Source organism: Rhodohalobacter sp. 614A (genome assembly GCF_021462415.1).
Classification (GTDB): domain Bacteria; phylum Bacteroidota; class Rhodothermia; order Balneolales; family Balneolaceae; genus Rhodohalobacter.
The window spans coordinates 550,663-568,439 of the sequence record NZ_JAKEDS010000002.1 but is presented as its reverse complement, the minus strand read 5'-3'; the positions used below and the strand labels follow the sequence as shown (position 1 = coordinate 568,439).

At 40.3% G+C, this 17,777-nt stretch carries 16 protein-coding genes; 7 read left to right on the top strand and 9 right to left on the bottom strand.

Annotation, left to right across the window (positions count from 1 at the left end):
- Positions 1-11 precede the first annotated feature (11 nt).
- Together mfd and L0B18_RS11205 are read left to right on the top strand one after the other, a co-directional pair.
- Positions 12-3,362 carry a transcription-repair coupling factor gene (gene mfd / locus L0B18_RS11210; protein WP_234571866.1) on the top strand — a complete coding sequence of 1,117 codons (3,351 nt, stop codon included), beginning with the start codon at positions 12-14 and terminating at the stop codon, positions 3,360-3,362.
- The gene (locus tag L0B18_RS11205) at positions 3,359-4,303 is read left to right on the top strand and encodes an L-threonylcarbamoyladenylate synthase (protein ID WP_234571865.1); all 945 of its coding nucleotides are present in this window, start codon (positions 3,359-3,361) and stop codon (positions 4,301-4,303) included. Before mfd ends, L0B18_RS11205 begins: the two co-directional genes overlap by 4 nt.
- A 38-nt stretch (positions 4,304-4,341) precedes the next feature.
- On the opposite strand, the gene L0B18_RS11200 is transcribed toward L0B18_RS11205, so the two are convergent.
- Complete coding sequence (locus L0B18_RS11200; RefSeq protein WP_234571864.1) at positions 4,342-5,403, bottom strand: hypothetical protein; 1,062 nt, start codon at positions 5,401-5,403, stop codon at positions 4,342-4,344.
- Positions 5,404-5,475: 72 nt separating this feature from the next.
- Here L0B18_RS11200 and L0B18_RS11195 point away from each other — a divergent pair, with 72 nt between their 5' ends.
- The 5 genes from L0B18_RS11195 (at position 5,476) to L0B18_RS11175 (ending at position 10,157) form a co-directional block, all read left to right on the top strand.
- Entirely contained in the window at positions 5,476-6,648 is a 1,173-nt protein-coding gene (locus L0B18_RS11195) for a glycosyltransferase (RefSeq protein ID WP_234571863.1), read from the top strand.
- A 56-nt stretch (positions 6,649-6,704) separates the two neighbouring features.
- Positions 6,705-7,628, top strand: coding sequence for a tyrosine recombinase XerC (gene xerC / locus L0B18_RS11190; protein WP_234571862.1), 924 nt, complete (start codon positions 6,705-6,707; stop codon positions 7,626-7,628).
- Positions 7,629-7,640: 12 nt separating this feature from the next.
- Positions 7,641-7,940, top strand: coding sequence for a ribosome hibernation-promoting factor, HPF/YfiA family (gene hpf / locus L0B18_RS11185; RefSeq protein WP_234571861.1), 300 nt, complete (start codon positions 7,641-7,643; stop codon positions 7,938-7,940).
- A gap of 115 nt (positions 7,941-8,055) precedes the next feature.
- Positions 8,056-9,084: an HPr(Ser) kinase/phosphatase gene (gene hprK, locus L0B18_RS11180; RefSeq protein ID WP_234571860.1), complete on the top strand. Its 1,029-nt coding sequence runs from the start codon at positions 8,056-8,058 to the stop codon at positions 9,082-9,084.
- Between the two features lie 83 nt (positions 9,085-9,167).
- Positions 9,168-10,157, top strand: coding sequence for a M23 family metallopeptidase (locus L0B18_RS11175; RefSeq protein WP_234571859.1), 990 nt, complete (start codon positions 9,168-9,170; stop codon positions 10,155-10,157).
- Between the two features lie 88 nt (positions 10,158-10,245).
- Here the strand turns inward: L0B18_RS11175 and L0B18_RS11170 are convergent, their stop codons facing one another.
- The 8 genes from L0B18_RS11170 to truB form a co-directional block, all read right to left on the bottom strand.
- Positions 10,246-10,953: a response regulator transcription factor gene (locus L0B18_RS11170; RefSeq protein ID WP_234571858.1), complete on the bottom strand. Its 708-nt coding sequence runs from the start codon at positions 10,951-10,953 to the stop codon at positions 10,246-10,248.
- A 43-nt stretch (positions 10,954-10,996) separates the two neighbouring features.
- Complete coding sequence (locus L0B18_RS11165) at positions 10,997-11,734, bottom strand: alpha/beta hydrolase (protein ID WP_234571857.1); 738 nt, start codon at positions 11,732-11,734, stop codon at positions 10,997-10,999.
- 236 nt (positions 11,735-11,970) lie between these two features.
- Positions 11,971-12,705: a tRNA pseudouridine(38-40) synthase TruA gene (gene truA / locus L0B18_RS11160; protein WP_234571856.1), complete on the bottom strand. Its 735-nt coding sequence runs from the start codon at positions 12,703-12,705 to the stop codon at positions 11,971-11,973.
- A gap of 15 nt (positions 12,706-12,720) precedes the next feature.
- On the bottom strand, positions 12,721-13,368 hold the full coding sequence (locus L0B18_RS11155; protein WP_234571855.1) for a hypothetical protein: 648 nt from the start codon (positions 13,366-13,368) through the stop codon (positions 12,721-12,723).
- A gap of 118 nt (positions 13,369-13,486) precedes the next feature.
- The gene (pnp, locus tag L0B18_RS11150; RefSeq protein ID WP_234571854.1) at positions 13,487-15,601 is read right to left on the bottom strand and encodes a polyribonucleotide nucleotidyltransferase; all 2,115 of its coding nucleotides are present in this window, start codon (positions 15,599-15,601) and stop codon (positions 13,487-13,489) included.
- A 143-nt stretch (positions 15,602-15,744) separates the two neighbouring features.
- Entirely contained in the window at positions 15,745-16,014 is a 270-nt protein-coding gene (gene rpsO / locus L0B18_RS11145; RefSeq protein ID WP_234571853.1) for a 30S ribosomal protein S15, read from the bottom strand.
- Between the two features lie 49 nt (positions 16,015-16,063).
- Complete coding sequence (locus L0B18_RS11140) at positions 16,064-17,026, bottom strand: bifunctional riboflavin kinase/FAD synthetase (RefSeq protein ID WP_234571852.1); 963 nt, start codon at positions 17,024-17,026, stop codon at positions 16,064-16,066.
- The gene (gene truB, locus L0B18_RS11135) at positions 17,019-17,768 is read right to left on the bottom strand and encodes a tRNA pseudouridine(55) synthase TruB (RefSeq protein ID WP_234571851.1); all 750 of its coding nucleotides are present in this window, start codon (positions 17,766-17,768) and stop codon (positions 17,019-17,021) included. Before truB ends, L0B18_RS11140 begins: the two co-directional genes overlap by 8 nt.
- Positions 17,769-17,777: the final 9 nt, after the last annotated feature.

Sequence of the window (17,777 nt, the reverse complement as noted above, 5' to 3'; positions counted from 1 at the left end):
GAATACAAAAAATGATTGACCAGATCACATCGGCAATTCAGCAAAACGTAGGAGTTTCTTCCCAAAATATTGCTGAAAAATTAGAGGGAAAAGCGATCCTCGAATGGAAGGGATTTATCGGTTCTTCAGCGAATTTTCTCCTTTCAAACATTCGGGGCAAAACCCAAACCCTCCTCTATATCGCAAAGGATTTTGAAAAAGCGGCTTCCGTTGCATCTGATTTTGAGAATCTCGGAGCATCCAATGTTTACCTTTTTCCGCCCACAAGAAACAAACCGTATGATCAGGAAAAGGTTGTGGATATGTCGGTTATGGTTCAGCGTTCCGAAGTTTTAGAGATGCTGAGTGAAAAACCGTCGCTTACAATTATCGCTTCGGTGGATGCCATCACGGAAAAACTTGTACCTGCAAGCCAGTTTTACGAATCGTCCATTCATTTGAAAAAGGGAGACGAACATGCTCCGGCCAAACTCTCTGAAAAGCTTACCGAGCAAGGTTATCGGGCCACCCGGTTTGTGGATGCTCCTGGTGAATTTGCCATTCGTGGGGGTATTTTTGATGTCTTTCCATTTTCGGGAGAATACCCGGTCCGGCTGGAATTCTTTGGCGATGAAATTGACTCAATTCGTGAATTCGATCCGGATTCCCAGCGATCGATTGCTTTTCTGAATGAAACCCGATTGGTTCCGAATGCCGCAACTTCCGAAAGTGGAGATAAAGACAGTTTGATGTCTTATTTGCCAAAAAATTCGATTATAGCTGCTGAAGATTCAGACCTGATCCGCGAACAAATCCAGGAACATTTTGAAAAAGCGACGGAAATTTATGAGCAGCTCGATCAGGAAAATCATCCCAAACCCTCCTCTGAATATTTAACGACTACAGAATGGGATGAGACAATCCAGAATTTCGGGATGATTCTTTTGGGTACATTCAATCAGAAGATTGAGCCGGATGAGTCGATTCAGTTGAAGGCATCTCCTCACCCATCCTTCAACGGAAGTTTTAAACTTCTCAAGGAGTTTATATCTGATCAGACAAAAAAAAGGAATCATACTTACATCCTAACAGATCACGAAAATCAAAAAGACCGATTTGAAAATATTTTAGGTGATTCGGCTAACAATTTTCGATACACCGTTCTCATCCAGAATCTTCAGGAAGGATTTCTGCTTCCTGAAAACGGATTGGCCATTTTAACGGATCACCAGATTTTTAACCGGTATCACCGCCCCAGAATCAACCGGAAGAGAGTTCGTGGTGGAATTTCTTTCAAAGAGCTGAAAGACCTGAATATTGGTGATTATGTGGTTCACGTAGATTATGGAATCGGGAAGTTTGCGGGATTCAAAAAGATTGAAGTTCGGGGAGCCGTTCAGGAAGCGGCCGTGCTTCGGTACCAGGAGGACTCCATTCTCTATGTGAATGTTTCGAGCCTTCACAAGCTTCAAAAATATTCCGGTAAAGAGGGGAAAGTTCCGAAAATAACCAAACTTGGTTCCGGAGAATGGGCTCGTAAAAAGGCAAGTACCAAGAAGAAAGTTAAAGACATTGCCAAAGACCTGATTGAACTCTACGCCAAGAGAAAAGCACAAGATGCATTCGAATATTCATCGGATAATGCCTGGCAAACGGAGATGGAAGCACGATTTGAGTTCGAGGAAACACCGGACCAAATGGATGCCATCAATGCGGTGAAAAACGATATGGAATCTTCCCAACCAATGGATCGGCTCGTTTGCGGCGATGTAGGATTTGGGAAAACGGAAGTTGCCATTCGTGCAGCTTTCAAAGCCGTGATGGATCAGAAACAAGTTGCGGTTTTAGTACCCACGACTATTTTGGCAGATCAGCACTACAAAACATTTAGCCGCCGAATGGAGGAATATCCTGTTAAAGTGGACGTGATCTCCCGTTTTCGATCAAAAGCGGAGCAAAAACAGATCATCGAAGATCTCAAAGAAGGAAAGACTGATATTTTGATCGGAACCCACCGTATTGTTTCAAAGGATATAAAGTTCAAGGATCTTGGTTTGATGATTACCGATGAGGAACAGAGATTCGGTGTAACCGTCAAAGAGAAACTAAAGGAATTTCGTGCTTCTGTGGATGTGTTGACACTTACCGCGACCCCCATCCCAAGAACACTTCAATTTTCCCTGATGGGAGCCCGTGATCTCAGTATTATCAACACCCCTCCCCCCAACCGGCAACCGGTTTATACGGAAATTCACAGTTATGATGAAGTATTAATTCGGGATGCTATCATTGAAGAGATTTCCCGTGGCGGCCAGGTTTTCTTCATTCATAACAGGGTAAAAAATATTGAAGAAATGGCTGGGATGATCCGACAACTCGTCCCGGATATTCGGGTTCGATTTGCACACGGACAGATGTCTCCTGCCAAACTCGAAAAAATTATCCGGGATTTCTATCTCAATAAATTTGATGTACTTGTATCTACAAATATTGTTGAAAACGGAATCGATATTGCCAATGCAAACACCATTATTATCAACAATGCCAACAATTTTGGCTTATCTGAACTACATCAATTACGTGGGCGTGTGGGCCGTTCAAACCGAAAAGCTTACTGTTATTTGATCACACCGCCGGTTAATACACTGACCCCGGAAGCACGAAAGCGGCTCACTGCACTCGAAGAATTTTCCGATCTGGGATCCGGTTTCAACATTGCGATGCGAGATCTTGATATTCGCGGCGCAGGTGATATTCTCGGAGCGGAGCAAAGTGGCTACATTTCTGATATTGGATTTGAACTCTATACCAAAATCCTCGATGATGCCGTCCGGGAATTGAAGGAAACAGAGTACGGTTCACTCTTCAAACATGAGGAGAAAAAGGTAGATTACCCCGACACAAAAGTAGAATTCGACCTGTCTGCGTACCTGAAGAATTCGTATGTGGAAGACAGTGTGGAGCGGTTGAATTTATATCGAAAACTTTCCGAAGCTGAAAGTTTAAAACAAATTGATGAGTGGCAGGAAGAATTAGAAGACCGCTTCGGAGAAATGCCCGACAGTGGCATCAACTTATTGAAGGCGGCTAAAATCAAATTACTTGCATCTCGCTTATTCTTCAAAAAAGTGACTGCCAGATCTGATAGAATGTGGTTACTTTGTCCTAAAAATGAGAGTAAACTTGGTGATCATTTCTATGACACCGGGCTCTTCCAAAGCACGCTAAAGAAAATTCAGAGTTATAAGGAACATCCTTACCAGGTTGTCCAGAAAAATGATGCAGTAACCTTTGTTATTTCAAACATACCGAATGTGGATGCGGCGATTTCCTATCTGCAAAAACTTCAAAAAACCAACGTTGAAGAAACGGAACCGGTATGAAGGTAACGCTCGAAAAAGCCACCGATCTCATCAAAAAAGGGCATACTGTTGCGATACCTACTGAGACTGTCTACGGCCTTGCCGCTGATGCATTTAATGTAAATGCCGTTAAAAAAATCTTTGAGCAAAAGGGCCGGCCTTCCGAGAATCCCTTGATTGTCCACATCAGTGATTTTGACCAGTTAGACTTGCTTGCGAGTGAAATTCCCGAGACCGTAAAAAAATTGGCGGATCAGTTCTGGCCGGGCCCGTTAAGTATCGTTTTAAAAAAGAAAGATAGTGTTCCGGATATCGTAACCGGTGGTTTGGATACGGTTGCCATTCGTATGCCGGATCATCCTTTAACACTTTCACTCATCAAAAAAACCGTTCCGTTAACAGCACCAAGTGCCAATAAATCCGGTCGGCCGAGCCCTACAAATATCCGTCATATTGAAGAAGACTTCGGCCCTGAGCTCCCCGTTCTGGATGGTGATTCTTCAAAAATCGGCTTGGAATCGACTGTTGTGGATTTGAGTGGTGAAAAAATCACCGTTCTCCGCCCCGGATTTGTAGATGCAAGAATGATTGAAGATGTATTGTGTCAAAAAGTATGGGTGGCTGATCAGTCAGACGAATCAACTCAAAAGAAAAGCCCTGGCACAAGATTTACTCACTACAAACCCAGGGCCGATGTACAGTGGCTTGTGGAGCCGATTCTTAAAATTACAGATTCAAATCACTACTATCTCTTTCACCGTCAACGGCAACAATCTTCTCAAAAGAATGTCCATTCCTATGATGAAGATTACCCGTCTTTAGCACGAGATCTTTACGATCACTTTCGAACGGCTGACCATCTCTCCTGTTCAACTATTTTTATCGAACCGTTTGAAAGTGAAATATCTCATCCCATCATTCCCGCCCTGAAAGACAGAATTGAAAAGGCAATTAGTTCCTGAAAAGTTAGTCAGGAGTAAAAACTACTTCGAAGATTTCATCACCATGTCCAACGGTACAGATGAGGATTTTTCTGAACCCAATGAATTTTTCCAGGATAAGTAATTCGCATATTTACTAATGGTCTGAAAATTTTTTGATGAATTCTGGCCGGTCTGATATACTCCGATATTCCCCTTGATTCGCTAATTCCACTCTCATTTTTCAGAAGTAATCGTCCTCCAAAACGCTGATAAAAAGGGCCGTTATCCAATACCTGATCCAGTTGAACAAAAATTTCAACATCACCGGCTTTGCATTCAATAACCCTCGCTGATTTAAATCCAAATAGTGACAAACTATAACTGGAAATTTCAACATCTTCACATTCAAAAAGAGAGCCATTTTTATCAATGATCCATGCTCTGTTTTCCCAGGAATCACCGCGGTTCATCAAGTAATAAATAAATGTAGAATCTTCCAGGTGATATCTTCCCCAGTACCATTCTTTAAAGCTCTTTTTTAAAGGCTCAAACCCGGTGTTGTGATCATGATAGCCTAATCCGTTGAATGCAATTTCTTTTTTTTCATATCCATCAATCTTTATTTCGCCAAGCACATGGCAAGAAGGCAAAACCAGGTTCCATTCATGTGAACCCCGGTTTTTACCCGAAGATTTGAATTTCGGTATCGACTGAATATCATTGCTAAAAAGTAAGCTGGCACGGATTGAATCTCCGGTTGAAAGCTCCTGATCCAATTCAATTTTATATTCAATTCTCGCCTGGTGATTTATCCCTTGAAAGGAGCACTTATCTATTTTTCCGAAAGGCATTTCAGAAGAGAAATCTGCCTGCTCCGGTTCCACTTCTCGGAAAGAATAAAAAACAGGTCTGCTTTCCTGATAGACAGAAATACTTACGGCCGGGTATTTCTCCGCCGTTGAACCCCCTCCATTTTGCAATGCATGGATGTATTTACTTGAAAAAGGATTGCCTTCGTAAAAAATGACTACAATTTTATACCCATCTACCGACTGCGCATCGAAGTACCACCATTCATAACTCCCTGGCTTTGGTTTGTCGGTTTGAGCATCTCTGGAATAATTAGATATTATATTCATGCTGTACCCTGAATCAATTCGGCATAAATATCGTTCTCAACCAAGTTATATAGTTATAGTAACTACAATTTCATGGCATTACAAATCATAACCTGGCTCCTTTTCTTCTCTTTACTTTATCTGCTGATCACGTCAATAATTTTTTTAAGAAACCGGATTGAACTGACATCACTTTACGCCGAATCTTCCCTGGATAATCAACTCCGTGTATCGGTTTGTATCCCCGCCAGGAATGAAGAAGGCTCGATTCGAAATTTGCTCCAATCACTTAAAGATCAAGATTGGCCGAATTATGAAGTTCTTGTTATGGACGATCAATCAACCGACCAAACTTTTGAAATTGCTGAATCATTCCAAGAAAAATATCCCAGGAAATTCTTTGTTTATAAAGGGAAAGAAAAGCCAGCTAACTGGCTGGGAAAACCGTGGGCTTGCCATCAGTTATTCCACAAAAGTACTGGAGAGATTCTTCTTTTCCTGGATGCGGATACCCAAATCCAGCCGGGTACATTAAGAAAGATTGTTGCTTCATTTGATCATTATAATCTGGACATGCTTACCGTTTGGCCCAGGCAGAAACTCGTCACTTTTTGGGAACAGACAATCATTCCGGTTGTTTATTACACCTTACTCAGTGTTTTGCCGGCGATTTACGTCTACAGAAATCCCAAATGGATGCCTTCTTTTCTTAGAAAAAAAATGAATACGAAATTTACAGCCGCTTGTGGCCAGTGTCTTGCTTTTAGACGGCATGCTTATGAAACAATTGGCGGACACGAATCGGTAAAAAACCAGGTGATAGAAGATGTTGAACTGGCAAAACGGATTAAAAAAGAAGGATTTGTTTTGCGAATGTTTGATGGGATTGGAACTGTTTCCTGCCGGATGTATCACAATGAAAATGAAATTTTTGAAGGGTTTCGAAAAAACTTTCTACTTGGATTCAACAATTCCATATTCGTCTTTATTCTGATGGGAGTCTTGCATCTGATAGTATTCGTGCTCCCTTTCATTACTATTCTAATCTCGCTACTAACTTTTAACCGCACAATCTTCTTCTTATCTGTTGCATCCATCGTATTGATATTGATGCAAAGATTAATCCTTGCCATATGGTTTAAAATGAACCCGCTTTTTTCGTTTACCCACCCGATTGCTGTATTGTGGTTTGAATGGCTGGCTATCGTAAAAATCCGGGATTATTTTGGTGGAACGTCAACTAACTGGAAGGGACGAAAAGTCTAAAATTTCAAAGAGTTTAGCTGTTTATTTTTAATGATTAACATTGCATATTTCAGGAGATGAAGGAGCTGATCGATAAATACCTGAAGTATCTGAAAATTGAACGAAATTCTTCCGATCACACCATTACTTCGTACCAGAACGACCTGACCCAGCTTCTGGACTTTACAGCTCAACACTTCGAAAAAGAACCCGATTCAGTTGATGTTTCCGATATTGACAGGTTAACCATTCGACTGTGGCTGGGTGAATTGACCGAAGAAGGCATGGCGAGAAATACAATTGCAAGAAAAGTGGCTGCTGTTCGTTCTTTTTTTAAATACTGTTATAAACGGAGTTATATCACAAAAAACCCTGCTCATTTACTCATCATCCCCAAAAAAGAAAAGAGATTACCAAAAATTGTACAGGCCGGTGAAATCAATGAAATGATGGAACTTGCCAGTGACCCTGCTCCTGAAACCGTACAGGAACGGGCAATTTTGGAACTATTTTACTCAACAGGAATACGATTGAGTGAGCTTACAAATTTAAATGTGAAGGACATACAAATTCATCAACATCAACTTACCGTGCTTGGGAAAGGTAGTAAACAGCGGATTGTACCTCTTGGTGATAAAGCTCTGGATGCTATAAAAAATCATCTGCAAACACGATCTGAGCTCTTTACAACGAAAAGTAGTAAAGAGGCAAAAAATGCTCTCTTCCTATCGGTTGGCGGTAATCGAATTTATCCAAGAATGGTGCAGAGAATCATCAAAAAATATCTCTTAAAAGTAAGCGAAGTCACTCAAAAAAGTCCGCATACACTTCGCCACAGTTTTGCCACCCATATGCTGGATGCCGGGGCCGATATCCGTTTAATTAAGGAATTTCTTGGTCATGCAAATCTTGCATCTACACAAATATATACACATACAAGTGTTGAACGACTTCAAAAAATATACAGTCAAGCCCATCCAAGGGCAGAAAATAAATCCTAATTGGAGGTAAATATGAAAACTACATTCACAGCAAGACATTTTCAAAGTAGTCCGGATTTAAAGCAATATTGCCTGGATGCCGTAGAAAAATTGGATCAGTTTTTTGATAAAATTATTGTTTGCGACATTATTCTTAAACCCGGACAGGATGATGAAAACCCCTCAACTGCTGAACTGAATGTAAAAGTGCCGGGAAAATTAATTAACGTATCCGAAGATGCCCCAACTTATGAGCAGGCAATGGGAGCCGCTGTAGATACTGCGGTCCGGCAATTACGTAAATACAAAACGAAGAACTTCGAACATCAATAATAAATATGATAGCTTCCCGCAGTTAAGGATAACCAGTTAACATTCTGTATTCTTAGTTGCGGGAATTCTTTATTTTCAAACGATTTTTAGACTCTCAATAACAAACGACAGGTAGATGTCTCTATACAACCAGGAAGCCATACCGCGACGAGAAGACATTCAGGTTTCATATCTCATTGAAAAATTAAGAGAACGAATCCAGATAGGGCTTGAACCGTGCGCAGCGGCATCTCAGGCAGAAAAGAAATTGGTTACGGAGGCAGATCTGCACCGACCCGGCCTGGCCCTGGCTGGTTATGTTGATCTATTTACCTATCAGCGAATCCAGGTAATTGGGAATACCGAATGCAATTTTCTTCGAAATTTAACTGAAGAAGGCCGCGAAAAATCTTTTGAAACGCTTGTCTCATTTGATTTGCCTGTGATTTTTCTCACCAGTGGAAATACACTGAGTGATACCCTTTACAAAAAAGCAGAGCAACGAAAAATTCCCATCTTCAGAACCGAAATGGAAACCACCAAATTCATGTATCTGCTTCGGGATTTCCTTGAAGATTATTTTGCCCTTCAAACCATGCTTCATGGAACCATGGTGGATGTGTATGGAATTGGCATACTGATAAGCGGTAAATCCGGATTAGGGAAAAGTGAAGTAGCCCTGGATTTGGTGGAACGAGGGCATCGGCTTGTTTCGGACGACGTGGTGATGCTAACCAAAAAGAGCAATGTTTTGCTGGCATCCGCCACAGAAATGAACAAACATTTCATGGAGATACGGGGCCTCGGCATTGTTGATGTCATGTCTATGTTTGGGATTCGTTCCGTTCGCTATCAAAAACGATTAGAAGTGATCCTGGAATTATCCCTTTGGGAGGATACCGAAAATCTCAACAGAACCGGTCTTGATCATGATACAGTTGAAATACTTGGAACGAATATTCCGTTAATTCACCTGCCCATTACTCCGGGTAAAAATATTACGGTTATTGCGGAAGTTATTGCGATGAACTACCTTCTCAAGCATTACGGATATAACGCCGCCGAAGCGTTTCAGAAAAAAATTAAAAAACATATCGCGGATAAGAAGAAAAGAAGTGAAATGCCGCGAAGAGCCGTTGAATATTTTGAAGGCGATTTTGAATAATAGAATATATCGATCTGAATTTTTATTTTACGGAGATAAAGACTAAATTTCTAAGGCTAAAACCTACCTCTTTAATATTTTCTATGGCTAAGAAAAATCACTTTTACTACGACTCAGAACGTTGTGAATTTGTACCTATTGAATACGACATCAAAAAAAAGCTCACCCACTCCCTCTCCTTTTGGCTCATTAACGGTATTGTTTTAGCAGCTTTTGGCCTCTCTATTCTGACAAATTATATTGGCACTCCCGCAGAAATTATGCTTAAGGATGAGAATCAGGCTCTTATTGATCAACTCAAGCGTGCTGAATCATCCATTATTGATATTGAAAACCAGCTACAAGCTATTTCTGAACTGGATAATGAAATGTATCGAACCATACTTGGCCTGGATCCTGTGACCGAAGATTTGAGGATGGGAGGAATTGGCGGTACAGATCGATATTCACATTTTGATTATTACACCGAAGAAACTTCAGAAATTCTGCGAAGTACGGCATCAAAATTAGATCGTCTTGAACGAAGAATGGGAGTTCAAAAGGTCTCTTTTGCCGAGGTAAAAAACTACTATAATTCAAACCAGGAGCGTCTCAAAAGCATCCCCGCCATACGCCCTGTAAATGGTATTATTATTAGCGGATATGGAATGAGAATCCACCCGGTTCTACGCTATAAGAGAATGCATGAGGGGATTGATTTTCGTGCTGATATTAATACTGACGTATTTGCAACCGGTGACGGCACTGTAAAATTTGCCGGTAGAAAAGGAACATTTGGAAATGTTATAGAGATCGATCATGGTTTTGGATTTGTCAGCAGATACGCTCACCTGTCAACGTTTGCTGATGGATTACGAACAGGAGATAAAGTTCAAAGAGGCGAGTTAATCGGATTTAGTGGAAACTCAGGGCTTACAGAAGGTCCGCATTTGCATTATGAAGTGTTGGTTAGAAATCGCCCGATTGATCCATTGAATTATTTAATTGCCGATGTTACTCCCGAAGAATATCTGCTTTTCAGACATTCAGAATCTAACACCGTAGAAGAAGAGCCTCTCTCCTTCGCAGACTAAACAATTCTCATATTTGCTGGTTTCTGAAGAGATCAGATCTGATTCGTTTGATGTACAAATATGTTAGAGAGGAGAAAGAGTTAATTTATCATTCTTTCTCTTTGGGACCACACACAATCTTAAAGCCTTTTTTCCTGATCGTTCGTATATATTCAAAATCTGAATGTTTCCGAATTTTCTTCCTCAGGTAGCTAATATACACGTTGATATAATTGGTCTGAGTATTAAAACCAATTCCCCAAACATTTTTTGCAAGCTCCTCCTGAGACACTGTTCTCCCTCTATTTCTCACCAAATATACAAGAAGGTTAAACTCGCTGTTTGTTAAATCAACCTCAGCGTCATTGATAATCATTTTTCGCTTAATAAGGTCAATTTTCATTTCATAACATTCCAGCTCACTTTCTGTTCCCTGTGAAATACTTCGACGCATTATAGCTTCAATACGTGCAAGAAGTTCTTCAACACTAAAGGGCTTGGTAAGATAATCGTCAGCCCCTACGTTCAGGACTTTCACCTTCATGTTTGTCTCTTGTTCTGCTGACAATACCAAAATCGGAGTCGTAACATTTTGATCTCTCAGATTTACACAGACATCATAGCCAGTTCCATCCGGCAAACGTAAATCCAGAACAATCATGTCATATTCATTCTGCAGAGCTTTGGTCTCTCCATTTTTTGCAGAATCGGCTTCAGATATGGTTGCTCCATGATTTTCAAGAGCTTTTCTTACGAGCAGTCTTACTGTTGGATCATCTTCTACAACAAGAATTTTTAGTCCTTCTAATTTTTCCATAAAAAAATTTGTCTGTTTATGAGGTTGCCGATGAACAGATTAGTTAATGTTTTAATGCATACTTATTTCGACTGTAGCCCTTCTCGACTAACCAATCACATGCTTCTTTAATGTACGCAACATTAAAAATATGCTTTTGATTAATCAGTTTGAAATTTGCATTTATACCATTTTTTGATAATCGTACAATTTCGGTTCTTTGAGGCTTATAATCAACTTTATTATCTCCTTTACCATGGATTGCAAGCACTTGTAAATCTTTGATTAAACCCCAGTTTTCATTCAAAACTTCAGTTTTGATTCTTGCACCTGCAACAATTAAGTCATTCACCAAATGATATCGTGTTAAAGCATAGTAACCAGCTAAATATCCTCCCATAGAATAGCCAAGCACACAAAGCCTTTCAACTGAAACCTTGTTTTCTAAGGTTGTGAGTACCTCGTCAATTAATTCTGAAGTCTTCGCCAGTGAATTCAGAAATTGTTCTTGATCTCCATCATACAAGTACCAGGCCCTTCCCCACTCCTCAACTTTTTTCTTGTGGGATCTATCATAAAGTGGATATGGAGCCTGAATAAACAAATGGTAGGCTTCAATTCGATCTAAAAATGGCTTACAGGTTTTTAAAAACGATTCAATATGATCGTTAAATCCATGTAAGTATACTATTAAAGGCTTTTTCTCGTCTGTTTGGCTTGTCTCTATCAGCTTATAAGGTACTTTAATATTAAATAGGGCTTTCTCTGAAAAGAGAATCTCTGATTTTTCCTTTGAATACATACTAAAGAGGCAATTTGAAAACGACAAAATCACGGATACATTAAAATATACCTCCTTAAACTTACAACGAAAAGAACTTATTTAACAAGCAAACTATAACCATGATCATTACTACAGTTTTAAAACGGTTTTAAAAAAACCAAAATCCATCATTTTTTTAATTTTTTTAGAGCCGAAAAATGTGCGAATGAATCCATTGGTTATCTCTTTCCCAATGGAAATTTAGACAAGAAAAATTAGTAGCTAACACTCATTAACGTGAGTCCCTTTGCCGGTGCGGCATGAGCTTTACGCCGGGCAGGCTGAGTTACTAACAACTGTTGAAAATCATTGAATTGAAGTGTGCCATCTGCGACCTGGACCATTGCTCCCACCAGTCGTCGTACCAAATGGCGTAAAAACCGGTTTCCTTCAATTTGATAGATCAGTACACCCTCTTCTTTTCTCCAAAAGCTTTGCTGAATAGTACATAACGTTGTCATCTCACTTATATCCGGAGGAATACAGAAATTGATAAAATCATGCTCACCAAGAATCATCCCCGCACATTCATCCAGCAATGCAACTGATACTGGCTTAAAAACGGACCAGGAAAAATTCCTCATTATTGGAGATTGTCTTTCTAAAACACGGTATTGATATATTCGCGATTTGGCGTGAAATCTTGCATGGAAATCATCATCCATTTTTTTTGCATCAACCAGAGCTACATCCTCAGGGAAGAGTCCTGCCATTGCCCTCAAAATCCGCTGAAGACTGTACAAAGAAGGCAAATCGGCATGGGCTACCTGTTCCTTTGCATGTACACCGGCGTCCGTCCTACCCTGTCCCACAATTTCTATCTGCTCTTGATAAAATGTACTCAACGCTTTTTCAATTACATCCTGAACCGTCCGGCCTTCAGGCTGTTTTTGCCAGCCATTAAAATTCGTACCATCGTATTCGAATGTGAGCTTATAACGATTATTCATGAAGTGTCTGCTCTGCTAGAATCGAATATTCATTTTCCCAACAATTCCCAGACCATTTGAACGTGTGGAGACGGGTAAGAGAGAGAGCTCAGGAGTCTTGGAATGGTTTTTTGCCCGATTATAGGCACTTACTGCACTGATCACTCTGTTCACTACCATCAAACCAAATATTGCAGGAAGTTGGTTTCTAACACGATCAACATCTGAACGGAGATCGTTATAACTGTTACGTGCATCCTCGGTTTCCCAATTCCACTTGTTCTCAGCTTGGGCATCAAAAATTCGGTTCCAATTTCTGCTCCGAAGTTGAAAATCGTTATACTCAGTCAATGTATTGAAATTACCTATGGCAATTCTAAACGTTCGGCTTCTGCCAGAGATATCCACTCCGGCCTCTAAAGAGGCGAGCGTTTCATATTGAGTTTCCAAATTATCTGCGCGAGCTGAAAAACCAAAATAGGAAATAATCAACGCCACCTCTGCACCAAGATGAATCTGTCCCCTTCTCCATTCGTTATGATCTACATAATAGTGCCCCCATCCAGGTACAACTAAAGAACGTACAAAAGCACCTTTAGGATCAGAATTCTGTTGACTATATCCGTTTGAAATCAGTACCAGTGTAAAAATGATTGGAAACAGAATTTTTTTTAAGAATCTCATTTGATAAAAATAATACACTTACAGAACAAAGCTCACAGTAATACTGGCTTAAAATAAAAAAAGCGACTTCAAAAAATGAAGTCGCTTTTAAAATAAGTTAGTTTAGGTTGCTAAACTATCACTCATCATCTTTTGGAAGCAGTGCTTTCCTTGAAAGCCGAAGTTTTCCACCATGTTCAACTTTCAGCAGTTTTACTTTTACAGTATCTCCAACTGAAAGAATATCTTCTACTTTCTTCACATGACTGTGATTTAACTCTGAGATATGAAGCAATCCTTCCTTACCAGGTACAATCTCAACAAAAGCTCCGTATTCCTTAATGGCTTTTACGGTACCTTCGTAAGTTGCTCCTTCATCAAGCTGACCGGCGATAGCCTGAATACGTTTCTTAGCATTTTCAGCTTTTTCAAGGCTATCAGCAGAAATGGTAATCTGACCTTTGCCCTTATCATCTTCTTCAATCCAGATTTCTGTATCTGTTTCTTTTTGAAGAGTTTGAATCACTTTACCGCCAGGCCCAATCACAGCGCCAATACTGTCGCCATCAATCGTCATATTGATGAACTGCGGTGCATACTCAGATAAGGTTTCTCGACCTGTTGAAATGGTTTCCGCCATTTTCTCCAGAATATGTAACCTACCTGTTCGGGCTTGTTCAAGGGCTTCTTCAATAATCTCAAAGCTGATTCCCTGAACTTTCATATCCATTTGGGTAGCTGTGATACCATCGGCGGTACCGGCGGTTTTGAAGTCCATATCTCCCATGAAATCTTCTTCGCCCCGAATATCAGAAAGTACAACGGTGTTGTTTTCTCCAACAATCATTCCCATTGCAATTCCTGCAACTGGTTTCGGCAATGGCACACCTGCATCCATCAGAGCCATAGAACCTCCACACACGGATGCCATGGAAGATGAACCATTGGATTCTAAAATGTCGGATCGAACCCGAATTACGTAACCAAAGTCTTCAAATTTAGGTAAAACCATTTTCAGAGCTCGTTCTGCAAGATGTCCATGCCCGATTTCGCGTCGGCCGGGACCTCGCATAAATCCTGCTTCTCCTACAGAAAATGGAGGGAAATTATAGTGCAGGAAGAAGGTTTTATCCTCTTCATAAAACAAAGTATCAATGGACTGAGCATCCTGTTTTGTTCCTAACGTTACAGAAACAAGTGCTTGTGTTTCACCACGGCTAAATATGGAAGATCCGTGAGTTCTGGGAAGGTATCCAACCTGCGTCCAGATATCCCGAATGTCTTCAGGGGTTCTTCCATCAATTCTTCGCTTTTTCTCCAAAATCATATTTCGGAGTTCATTTTTTTCGATCTTGCTCAGAATATTGGAAATGTCTGCTTCGGCTTCTTCATATTCTTCAATAGCCGTAAGCTCTTCAATTGCCTGATTCTTGACTTCTCTGAGCTGGCCGTTATACTCTTCTTTTCCGAGACCGGTATTTACAATCTCATTTATTTTACCGGCAGCCAATTCTTCTACTTTCGCTTTCAGGGTTTCGTCGAATGACGATGGTTCAAAATCGCGTTTTTCAACACCAAACTCTCTTCGAAGCTCTTCCTGAAATTCACATAATTTTGCGATGGCTTTATGTCCTTCTTTAATGGCATTCAGCATTTCACCTTCGCTAATTTCCTTCATCTCTCCTTCAATCATGATCACGCTGTCGGCAGTACCGGCAACAATCATATCCATATCGCTTTCTTTTAGCTCATCAATGGTTGGATTGATTACAAACTCCCCATTGATTCGTCCAACTTTCACCTGGGCCATGGGACCATCGTAGGGAATATCTGAGATGTGAATTGCTGCAGAGGCTCCCAAAGCTCCCAATACATCGGCCTCATGCTGACCATCGGATGAAAAAACCTGGCAAATGACCTGAGTATCATTGTAATATCCATCAGGGAAAAGAGGTCTCAAACTTCTGTCAATCAATCGGCTGGCAAGAGTTTCATTGTCTGAAGGGCGGCCTTCCCGCTTGATAAATCCTCCCGGAAATTTTCCTCCAGCAGTAAAGCTTTCGCGTAAATCAACTACTAGTGGGAAAAAATCCTGACCCGGCTTTGCCTCTTTAGCGCTTACAACTGTACACAAAACCATGGTATCTCCCATGCGCACCATTACGGCACCATCAGCTAATTTTGCAAGTCTTCCCGTCTCAACTGATAATGTTTTCCCCGGTGCAAACTCAACACTTTTAAAATCTTCTTTCATAAAATCTATTTTTTTCTTTCGTCTAAATTGTCAAATGTAATTATCCTTTTTTAAAAGCAAATCAAACAAATACCACATGGTAAGCGAACGGTATTTGAGGATAAAAAAAAGGCACGTGTAAATACGTGCCAAACTGGAGATGCTTATTTTCTAATACCCAGGTCCTTAATCAATTCCCTGTATTTCACAATATCATTATCCTTAAGGTAGTTAAGAAGTCGTCGCCTTTTTCCTACCATTTTTAGAAGGCCACGCCGTGATGAATGATCTTGCTTATTTCCACTTAAATGTTCAGTCAGATCATTAATTCGAGCGGTAAGTATAGCAATCTGCGCTTCCGTTGACCCGGTATTCTCTCCGGAGCCACCGTAATTTTCAATAATTTCTTGTTTCTTTTCTTTTGTTATGCTCATTTCTGATTTATCAAATTTACTTTATCTAACATAGCTACATAAAATAAAGTTATTTCAAGTGTTTTGCAATATTTGGAGATCTATTCTCTAAAACATCACGAACTTCTTTTTCATCTTTTCTTAATTGATTTTTGAGATTTTCAATACCATCAAAATGTTGCTCTTCCCGAATGCGTTTCACGAATTGTAACTGGATATCTTTGCCATAAATTTCTTTTTCAAAATCAAGAATATGAACTTCTAAAACTGTACCGCCACCATTAAACGTCGGGCGCTGACCAATATTCATCATTCCTTGATAGAATTCCCCTTCAAACCTAACCCAAACGGCATAAACACCATCTTTGGGAATCACTTTTTGTGAATTTTGCGGCTGAATATTCGCTGTTGGATATCCAATTTTCTTTCCTCTCTTATCGCCGTGAACCACCGTTCCATTCAGAATATAAAATCTGTCTAAAAGAGAAGCCGCCAGTTCCATATCGCCTTTCTCATAGATCGCCTTTCTAATAGCGGTGCTGCTTACTGTTTTGTCTCCCACTTCCTGTTTTGACACTACATGTGTATGGAAACCAAGTTCTCTGCCAAGCTCCTGTACGGTTTCGATTGTTCCTTCGCGATTTCTCCCGAATTGATGATCGTAGCCAATTACAAATGCTGAGACCCCAATTTTTTCCCAGATAATATCTCGTACAAACTCTTCGGATGTCAGAAGTGAAAAATCCCGGTCAAATGGAATGACAACCATTTCATCTACGCCTAAATCTGTTAGCATTTCGCTTCTCTCATCAAGAGAGCTCAGAAGTTTGATTCCCGCATCACCGGGGTTGATAATATCCCTCGGATGAGGATCAAAAGTTACAATTACGCTGCGGGCTTTCTTTTCTTCAGCAACATCCAAAACCTTGTTAATAAGAACTTTATGCCCTGCATGAACGCCGTCAAACGTGCCTACAGTAAGCACGGTGTTCAAATCTCTTTTAACGTCATTCAAAAAAATAATTTCAGCCATTTTTGATCATCTTTATTTGATCTCCAAATTGATCGGGTGTTAATGCATTCTCAACAGAAAAGCCCCCTGAATCAGTCCTTCTCAGCCAGGTGAGGTGAGCACGGCTGTCTAAAGCAATTCCTAAATCATGGGCCAAAGAACGAATATATGTTCCTTTACCGCAATGAACTTTCACGGTAATTTCAGGCAAGGAAAAGTCCTGGATTTCGATGGAGTCAATAGAAATCTGTCTGACAGGAAGTTCAACATCTTCCCCTTTTCGCGCTTTTTTATAAAGTCTTTCCCCTTTTACTTTTATTGCAGAATAAGCCGGTGGAGTTTGAAATATCGTCCCTGTAAACTTTTCCTTGATGATTTTCCTGATATCATCTTCGGTTATATGTTGCCATTCTGCGGTTTCATTCGGCTCGATTTCAGAATCGTAGCTTGGAGTAGATACACCAAACTTTATTCTTGCTACATAGGTCTTTTTTAGGGATTGAATTTCGGAAATGGTTCGGGTTGCCTTGCCAGAACACAACAATAAGAGTCCCGTAGCCAAAGGATCTAACGTACCGGCATGACCAACTTTTTTTGCAGGAATCCGAATTCGTACATATTTAACGATATCGAAGCTGCTCCACCCTAAAGGTTTATCCATTACAATAATTGCACCCGATGAGTAAACATCAAGGTTTGAGGTTTCAACACTATCCTTGTCAATAACTGGCAATTCGTTTAAGGGGATAATGCTTTTAGCCATGAATGGATA